Annotated in this window: 5 protein-coding genes; 2 read left to right on the top strand and 3 right to left on the bottom strand. The window is 42.5% G+C overall.

Annotation, left to right across the window (positions count from 1 at the left end; translation table 11 throughout):
• Nucleotides 1–89: 89 nt before the first annotated feature.
• Both Q0541_RS01015 and Q0541_RS01010 read right to left on the bottom strand, forming a co-directional pair.
• Nucleotides 90–707 (bottom strand): DUF2231 domain-containing protein, encoded by a 618-nt coding sequence (locus Q0541_RS01015; RefSeq protein WP_298904342.1) that lies wholly within the window; start codon nucleotides 705–707, stop codon nucleotides 90–92.
• On the bottom strand, nucleotides 704–1,204 hold the full coding sequence (locus tag Q0541_RS01010) for a DUF2231 domain-containing protein (RefSeq protein ID WP_298904340.1): 501 nt from the start codon (nucleotides 1,202–1,204) through the stop codon (nucleotides 704–706). The genes Q0541_RS01015 and Q0541_RS01010 overlap by 4 nt, the downstream gene beginning before the upstream one ends.
• 814 nt (nucleotides 1,205–2,018) lie before the next feature.
• On the opposite strand from Q0541_RS01010, the gene Q0541_RS01005 reads away from it, so the two are divergent.
• Together Q0541_RS01005 and Q0541_RS01000 are read left to right on the top strand one after the other, a co-directional pair.
• Nucleotides 2,019–2,591, top strand: coding sequence for a chemotaxis protein CheB (locus Q0541_RS01005; RefSeq protein WP_298904338.1), 573 nt, complete (start codon nucleotides 2,019–2,021; stop codon nucleotides 2,589–2,591).
• 4 nt (nucleotides 2,592–2,595) lie between these two features.
• Complete coding sequence (locus Q0541_RS01000) at nucleotides 2,596–4,725, top strand: response regulator (RefSeq protein ID WP_298904336.1); 2,130 nt, start codon at nucleotides 2,596–2,598, stop codon at nucleotides 4,723–4,725.
• A gap of 54 nt (nucleotides 4,726–4,779) precedes the next feature.
• Here the strand turns inward: Q0541_RS01000 and Q0541_RS00995 are convergent, their stop codons facing one another.
• Nucleotides 4,780–5,151, bottom strand: coding sequence for a DUF2237 domain-containing protein (locus Q0541_RS00995; RefSeq protein WP_298904333.1), 372 nt, complete (start codon nucleotides 5,149–5,151; stop codon nucleotides 4,780–4,782).
• Nucleotides 5,152–5,376 lie beyond the last annotated feature (225 nt).

The following is a 5,376-nucleotide window of genomic DNA, read 5'->3' as shown; positions in this document are numbered from 1 at the left end:
CAGCGTCAAAATATTTAAAATCTTCTGGATTTTCATGGTCATTGGTTATTGGGCATTGGGCATAGGGCATTGGGTAAATGACTAATGACTTACTTGAGCGTTGTGTTGAGGTCTTGGTGCGATCGCAGCAAACTATCTGCTGTATTGTGTATGCCAAATTCGGTAGCCATTTGCGCCCCTAGTGTCCCGTGAACGTACATAATCAACATGATTGCTATGCCTGCGAACAGATAAATCCATTGCACTTCTCTATCTGTCTGTTTATATGGTTGTTTGCCCCAAACGAAGCGCTGCCATCCTCTCCAGATGGTCATACCAACAATCAGCGCTAATAAGAACACACCACCCACACCATGCCAGAGCATAGTTTCCATTGCCTGCAATCCCCAAGCACTTTTCATATCAGCTGGTGGTGTTGCCAACAGCATTTCGTAAAAGCCTGCTGTCACCGTGAAAAATGTAATGATGCTGGCAGCTAGCATGTTGTACCAGCCAACATCGAATAAGTTGTCACGTTCGACAGTAATTGCCAAAAATTTGAAGACCCATTTTTGGAAAGGGAACAAAACACCAACGATATCAAAGGTCATCCCAATGATGAACAAACCTATGGTCAGATGGACTAAATTGGGATGAATGGGAATGGTGTAAGGTAATCCGTTTGCGCCTAGAGAGCCGGTCAATTGGTCAATTAATTCTGAGTTCATCGCAACAGACCATCCTTTAATGCTTCCACAACTGGCACGGTATGCAATCCATACACCCAAACAAGTTCATCTCCGAGATATACTTGCAAGCCAACTATCAAAGTCAAAACTAATCCGGCTCCCAGATAATAAATCGGTACTTTTTGCGGGTTGCGGGCACGAATTACATAGCGCCAAGCTGTAATCGCCGTGATGATTCCCGAAAGCGACCAACCAATCAGCGTATGCAAATTCAGCACCGATTTAGCCAGGCTGTAAGGTTGTGCTAAACCCGCTTCAAACTGACCAAAAATAATTGCGACGAAAATGGCGATCGTGGCAACTAACATATTCCACCAACTCACCTCAAAAAGACTGGTTTTCCCAGTAAAATAGCCAATTACATCGCAGAAGAAGGAAAACAACACCATCGCTATTACGAAGTGGACAACGATGGGATGAATCGTATCTGGATAAGGTAAATTGTGGTCGTTCAAAGATGTCAAATATTCAAGCATTGTCTTCTCCTGGACATATCTACCGCAGTTTGGTCAATCAATTTTGGATAATGGAATTGCCAATTTTGGATTACCGATAGCACAGCCTCTTCTCTACCAGAGGCTATACCAAAGAGTTATCGAACGTCTTTTAGATTTGTTCCGTACCTGATGGAGCATAAACTAGAAGACCCTAATCCAAAATCTATAACCCAAAATCTAAAATCTAAAATCGCTAGTCAAACTTCAATGATTGATGGATAGTCACTAACATCACCACAAGTATCTATCCATAAATGACCAAAATATGTTCAATATGTGCGCGGTGCAATACGCTTAATCATGTCTTAGCTTTTTGTAGACAAATCTAGTAAACTTGCCTACAACGAATAACTTATTTGTGATTAATTTCCTCATGCTAATAGTCTGCAACAGCAATTTTTGATGTAGCTAAACCAAATCGCTGTCGTTTGTTGATTTGCTTAACTTATCTTTTAGCTTAAGTAAATTTTTATGAATTGTCAAAACAATAATAATTAAAATTTTAAATGTTAGTTAGTTAGCAAAAAAATATTTCCATAATGTATCGATTTTGGCATTAAATAATATTTTAAAAAGCCTATTTATAATATTTTTCTGTGAAGTATTTCACAATGATAAAATCTTTAATTGTAATGCAAATAGCAAAAATATATAATTTCGAGTAGTTGGTATAAAAGCGAATCAAGGTAAGTTAGTAGCTGTGGTGGAACTGGAGAATGCTGAAAGGATTTTATGAGCCATCAAGTCACACTAAGATTGAAACCCACATTCTACAGGTGTGAGGACTAAACAAGTGTCGTTTAAAATTGTGGTAATTGGTACTTCTTTGGGCGGATTATCAGCATTAAAAATTATCCTGGGGAACTTACCAGCAGACTTCCTAGTGCCGATCGCGATCGTGCAACACCGTCACAAGGAGTCTAACAACACACTTCAGGAGTTATTACAAGAATCTAGTTCGTTGCCGATTCGAGAAGTGGAAGACAAAGAGGAAATACTACCAGGACATATTTACCTAGCTCCAGCAGATTATCACTTGCTGGTTGAACTAGATCACTTTGCTCTTTCGACTGATGACCCTGTTTCCTATGCCAGACCATCTATCGATGTGCTGTTTGAGTCAGCAGCTGATGTCTACACCCAGCAAGTTATTGGTGTAATATTGACAGGGGCAAATCAAGATGGTACGCAAGGTCTTAAGAAAATAAAAGCGCGGGGAGGACTTACTATTGTACAAGAACCTACCACAGCGGAGAGCGACGTTATGCCAGAAGCAGCAATTTCTGCTGTTGCAGTAGACTGGATTTTGACACTCTCAGACATTGCTTCTCAAATGGTCAAGCTTTGTCACTCTATACGGAAATAAACCCATGCAGATGGAACCCAAAGTAAACATCCTCCTAGTGGATGATAAACTAGAAAATTTGCTGGCACTAGAGGCAATCCTAGAAAAACTGGGAGAGAATCTCGTGAGAGCTACTTCTGGGGAAGAAGCTTTGAGGTGTCTGCTAAATCAAGACTATGCGGTAATTTTGCTAGATGTGCAAATGCCAGGGATGGATGGTTTTGAAACTGCTACCTTGATTCGCAATCGGGGGCGATCGCGTCACACTCCAATTATCTTTCTCACCGCCTTTAGCAGCAGCGACCAAATGCTGTTTAAAGGCTATGCCTTGGGTGCAGTTGATTATTTGCTCAAACCATTAGACCCGAATATTTTGACTTCTAAAGTCACAGTGTTCGTAGAACTATTTAAGAAAACAGAAGCCGTCAAGCAACAAGCAGCGCAGCTGGTAGCTGTGAATGGCGAACTCAGGCAAAGTGAAGAACGATTGCGATCGCTGAGTACCTGTTCACCCGTTGGAATTTTTGAAATTGATACTGAAGGAGGCTGTAGGTATACTAATCCTCGCTATCAGATAATTTGTGGTTTGAAAGCGGCAGAGAGTTTAGAAAAAAGATGGCTAGAATCTGTTCATCCAGAAGATAGAGAACGAGCAGTTACCAGTTGGTCTGACTACATTCGTGAAGGTCGCAACTACTCTGAAGAATTTCGCTTTCAAACTGCTCAAGGCATCGTCCGTTGGGTACAGGTTCGCTCATCACCGATGCTTTCCGGTCAAGGAGAATTGCTGGGATATGTCGGCACTCTCGAAGATATTACTGAACGCAAGCAAGCAGAAGAAGTCCGCGCTCAAGTAATTCGAGAACAGACGGCAAGACAGGAAGCAGAAGCAGCAAATCGGATGAAAGATGAGTTTCTCGCCGTTCTCTCTCACGAACTCCGTACACCACTAACCTCGATGCTGGGCTGGTCAAAAATCCTTCGCTCTAAAAAACTTGATGAGAAAGCCACTTCCCGGGCCCTAGAGGCGATTGAACGCAACGCGATGTCTCAGATGCAACTAATTGAGGATATCTTAGATGTATCCCGGATTATCCGTGGTCAGTTGCGATTAAATGTATCTGCTGTGAATCTGATTTCAGTGATGGAGGCAGCCCTAGAGGCAGTGCGTCCCCTAGCAGAACCAAAAGATATTAAGTTAAATACTGTTCTAGATACTTCGGTAGGGTCAGTTTATGGCGATCCAGCCCGGTTACAGCAAGTTGTCTGGAACCTACTAACTAATGCCATTAAGTTTACCCCTAAGGGTGGCAGGGTAGAAGTTAGGCTATCTGTCTATTTTGGATCTTCGATTTCAGATTTTGGATTGGGATCTGATGGTGAAAATTTAGACTCTTTAAACACTGATGAAGGCAGTAATCCAAAATTCAAAATTCAAAATTCAAAATCTCAGTACGCCCAAATTCAAGTTATCGATACGGGGATTGGCATCAGTTCGGAGTTTTTACCCAAAGTATTTGACCGTTTCCGGCAAGCAGACAGCACCACAACCCGATCGCACAATGGACTAGGACTAGGACTAGCGATCGTCCGTCATCTAGTGGAACTGCATAAAGGTACAATCTTTGCCCAAAGTCCAGGCACAGGAGAAGGAGCAACCTTTACTGTAAGACTACCACTGCTACAAGACAATAGGGCTAATAGGGGAAATAGAGAAGCCACAGGAGAAATTTCCTCCCCTGTGGCTTCTGTGCCCCTGGCTGGATTAAGAGTTTTAGTTGTAGATGATCAAGCAGATACCCGTAACTTTCTCAGTTTTATGTTTGAGGAGTATGGGGCGAGCGCCACTGCCGTAGCATCAGTTGATGAAGCGCTAGCAGTAATTGAACAAGCAAAAGCAGATATCCTGATTAGCGATATTGGCATGTCAGAGCAAGATGGTTATACGCTGATTCGGAAACTGCGCTCTTTAGAACCAGAAAAAGGTGGACGTATCCCGGCGATCGCTTTAACAGCGTACACGCGAGAAGAAGACCGCTTAGAAGCGCTAAGAGCAGGGTTTCAGCAGCATTTATCTAAGCCAATTGACCCCACTAAATTGATTGCTATGGTTGTCAATGTATTGAAACTACCTCTGGAAGTTCCAGTGAGTTGATTTTGAACTGGGGAGTGGGGAGTTAGGAGTGCTGAGTTACGATGGAATGCCCAATCAAGAAGAAGTTAGGGCATGTTTTTTCAGTTCGTCAACGGAAACCATTTCCAAAGCTCTAGCATGAGTTGCAGAGAGGATGACGGGTGGAGCAACGCCAGCTTCGAGAGCTTCTTGCCAACGAGAAGCACACAAACACCAGCGATCGCCAGGCTTCAGTCCTGGAAAATTAGAATCAGGAACAGCTGTGCTCAGGTCGTTCCCCTGCGATTTGGTAAACTCCAGGAATTCTGATGTCACTTCAGCACATACGACGTGCGACCCGAAATCCTGACCACCTGTGTTACAAAAACCGTCGCGGTAAAACCCGGTCATGGGAGAAGTGCAGCAGGACTCTAGGTTTCCACCGATTACGTTTTTAGCTTCTGTCATTGTTAATTCGTTGCACTTGATTTTTCACTTCGATATAAGCTTATCTTGACACTTCCCTAGTTAAATTAAAATCGCTATCTCTGATTAATTAATTCGGAAAAGCAGGGAATTCTAGAATCACTACTCATACAAAAGAGAGCTTTGGCGTATCCTGACCTCGTTGCTTGCCTTTAAATAAGCAAAACTAATAACTTTTATCAGCTTTCCTGAAGTAATAAAACTTGA

It is taken from the genome of uncultured Nostoc sp. (assembly GCF_937863485.1).
In the GTDB taxonomy this organism is placed as follows: Bacteria; Cyanobacteriota; Cyanobacteriia; order Cyanobacteriales; family Nostocaceae; genus Nostoc.
This window is presented reverse-complemented; position numbering and strand designations above follow the sequence as displayed.

What these genes read in the sequence shown, in the direction of transcription:
- Q0541_RS01010 (WP_298904340.1), bottom strand. Translation starts at nt 1,204, where the DNA reads ATGCTTGAATATTTGACATCTTTGAACGACCACAATTTACCTTATCCA.
- Q0541_RS01015 (WP_298904342.1), bottom strand. Translation starts at nt 707, where the DNA reads ATGAACTCAGAATTAATTGACCAATTGACCGGCTCTCTAGGCGCAAAC.
- Q0541_RS00995 (WP_298904333.1), bottom strand. Translation starts at nt 5,151, where the DNA reads ATGACAGAAGCTAAAAACGTAATCGGTGGAAACCTAGAGTCCTGCTGC.
- Q0541_RS01000 (WP_298904336.1), top strand. Translation starts at nt 2,596, where the DNA reads ATGCAGATGGAACCCAAAGTAAACATCCTCCTAGTGGATGATAAACTA.